1 rRNA gene is annotated in these 3,157 nt (G+C 53.2%); it reads left to right on the top strand.

Annotated features, from left to right (window positions below):
* Window positions 1–112: 112 nt before the first annotated feature.
* Window positions 113–3,023, top strand: a 23S ribosomal RNA gene (locus Xedl_RS19160).
* Window positions 3,024–3,157 lie beyond the last annotated feature (134 nt).

Below are 3,157 nucleotides of genomic sequence, written 5' to 3'. Positions count from 1 at the left end.
TGCTCTTTAACAATCTGGAACAAGCTGAAAATTTGAAACAATCGATGTTGTTGAACGATAACATTGATGAGTCTCTCAAAAACTCCAGTCCGAAGACACCTTCGGGTTGTGAGGTTAAGCGACTAAGCGTACACGGTGGATGCCTAGGCAGTCAGAGGCGATGAAGGACGTGCTAATCTGCGAAAAGCGCCGGTGAGCTGATATGAAGCGTTATCAGCCGGCGATGTCCGAATGGGGAAACCCAGTGCAATCCGTTGCACTATCCTTATCTGAATTCATAGGGTAAGGAGGCGAACCGGGGGAACTGAAACATCTCAGTACCCCGAGGAAAAGAAATCAACCGAGATTCCCCCAGTAGCGGCGAGCGAACGGGGAGGAGCCCAGAGCCATCAGCGATAGCAGTGTCAGGAGAACGGTCTGGAAAGGCCGGCAGTAAAGGGTGAGAGCCCCGTATCCGAAGACACTGGTATTGTGAGCTCGAAGAGTAGGGCGGGACACGTGGTATCCTGTCTGAATATGGGGGGACCATCCTCCAAGGCTAAATACTCCTGACTGACCGATAGTGAACCAGTACCGTGAGGGAAAGGCGAAAAGAACCCCGGCGAGGGGAGTGAAAAAGAACCTGAAACCGTGTACGTACAAGCAGTGGGAGCCTTGATTTATCAGGGTGACTGCGTACCTTTTGTATAATGGGTCAGCGACTTATATTCTGTAGCAAGGTTAACCGCATAGGGGAGCCGCAGGGAAACCGAGTCTTAACTGGGCGTTAAGTTGCAGGGTATAGACCCGAAACCCGGTGATCTAGCCATGGGCAGGTTGAAGGTTGGGTAACACTAACTGGAGGACCGAACCGACTAATGTTGAAAAATTAGCGGATGACTTGTGGCTGGGGGTGAAAGGCCAATCAAACCGGGAGATAGCTGGTTCTCCCCGAAAGCTATTTAGGTAGCGCCTCGTGAATTCATCTTCGGGGGTAGAGCACTGTTTCGGCTAGGGGGTCATCCCGACTTACCAACCCGATGCAAACTGCGAATACCGAAGAATGTTATCACGGGAGACACACGGCGGGTGCTAACGTCCGTCGTGAAGAGGGAAACAACCCAGACCGCCAGCTAAGGTCCCCAAGTCATGGTTAAGTGGGAAACGAAGTGGGAAGGCTCAGACAGCCAGGATGTTGGCTTAGAAGCAGCCATCATTTAAAGAAAGCGTAATAGCTCACTGGTCGAGTCGGCCTGCGCGGAAGATGTAACGGGGCTAAACCATGCACCGAAGCTGCGGCAGCGACATTTAGGTGTTGTTGGGTAGGGGAGCGTTCTGTAAGCCGGCGAAGGTGAACTGTGAGGTTTGCTGGAGGTATCAGAAGTGCGAATGCTGACATAAGTAACGATAAAGCGGGTGAAAAACCCGCTCGCCGGAAGACCAAGGGTTCCTGTCCAACGTTAATCGGGGCAGGGTGAGTCGACCCCTAAGGCGAGGCTGAAAAGCGTAGTCGATGGGAAACAGGTTAATAGTCCTGTACTCGGTGTTACTGCGAAGGGGGGACGGAGAAGGCTATGTCATCCGGGCGACGGTCGTCCCGGTTTAAGCGTGTAGGCTGGCATCCCAGGGAAATCCGGGGTGCTTTAAGGCTGAGGCGTGATGACGAGGCACTACGGTGCTGAAGTGACAGATGCCCTGCTTCCAGGAAAAGCCTCTAAGCCTCAGGTAACATTGAATCGTACCCCAAACCGACACAGGTGGTCAGGTAGAGAATACTCAGGCGCTTGAGAGAACTCGGGTGAAGGAACTAGGCAAAATGGTGCCGTAACTTCGGGAGAAGGCACGCTGGCGTCAGGTGAAGGGACTTGCTCCCGGAGCCGAGGCCAGTCGCAGATACCAGCTGGCTGCAACTGTTTAATAAAAACACAGCACTGTGCAAACACGAAAGTGGACGTATACGGTGTGACGCCTGCCCGGTGCTGGAAGGTTAATTGATGGGGTTAGCCGCAAGGCGACGCTCTTGATCGAAGCCCCAGTAAACGGCGGCCGTAACTATAACGGTCCTAAGGTAGCGAAATTCCTTGTCGGGTAAGTTCCGACCTGCACGAATGGCGTAATGATGGCCAGGCTGTCTCCACCCGAGACTCAGTGAAATTGAACTCGCTGTGAAGATGCAGTGTACCCGCGGCAAGACGGAAAGACCCCGTGAACCTTTACTATAGCTTGACACTGAACCTTGAGCCTTGATGTGTAGGATAGGTGGGAGGCTGTGAAGTGTGGACGCCAGTCTGCATGGAGCCATCCTTGAAATACCACCCTTGAATGTTTGATGTTCTAACGTAGGCCCGTTATCCGGGTTGCGGACAGTGTCTGGTGGGTAGTTTGACTGGGGCGGTCTCCTCCCAAAGAGTAACGGAGGAGCACGAAGGTTAGCTAATCACGGTCGGACATCGTGAGGTTAGTGCAAAGGCATAAGCTAGCTTGACTGCGAGAGTGACGGCTCGAGCAGGTACGAAAGTAGGTCTTAGTGATCCGGTGGTTCTGAATGGAAGGGCCATCGCTCAACGGATAAAAGGTACTCCGGGGATAACAGGCTGATACCGCCCAAGAGTTCATATCGACGGCGGTGTTTGGCACCTCGATGTCGGCTCATCACATCCTGGGGCTGAAGTAGGTCCCAAGGGTATGGCTGTTCGCCATTTAAAGTGGTACGCGAGCTGGGTTTAGAACGTCGTGAGACAGTTCGGTCCCTATCTGCCGTGGGCGTTGGAAGATTGCAAGGGGCTGCTCCTAGTACGAGAGGACCGGAGTGGACGCACCACTGGTGTTCGGGTTGTCATGCCAATGGCACTGCCCGGTAGCTAAGTGCGGAAGAGATAACCGCTGAAAGCATCTAAGCGGGAAACTTGCCTTAAGATGAGTCTTCCCTTACTCCTTAGAGGGTACTGAAGGAGCGTTCGAGACGAGGACGTAGATAGGCTGGGTGTGTAAGCGTTGCGAGACGTTGAGCTAACCAGTACTAATGAACCGTGCGGCTTAACCTGACAACACCGAAGGTGTTTTGGGCATGAGAGAAGAGAAAGTTTCAGAGAGAGAAAACAGCTTGTTCGGGATTGAAAACAGGATTTGTCTGGCGGCAAGAGCGCGGTGGTCCCACCTGACCCCATGCCGAACTCAG

It is taken from the genome of Xenorhabdus eapokensis (genome assembly GCF_001908105.1).
Note: the sequence above shows the minus strand (reverse complement) of the source record. Positions and strands in the feature narration are given on the sequence as shown.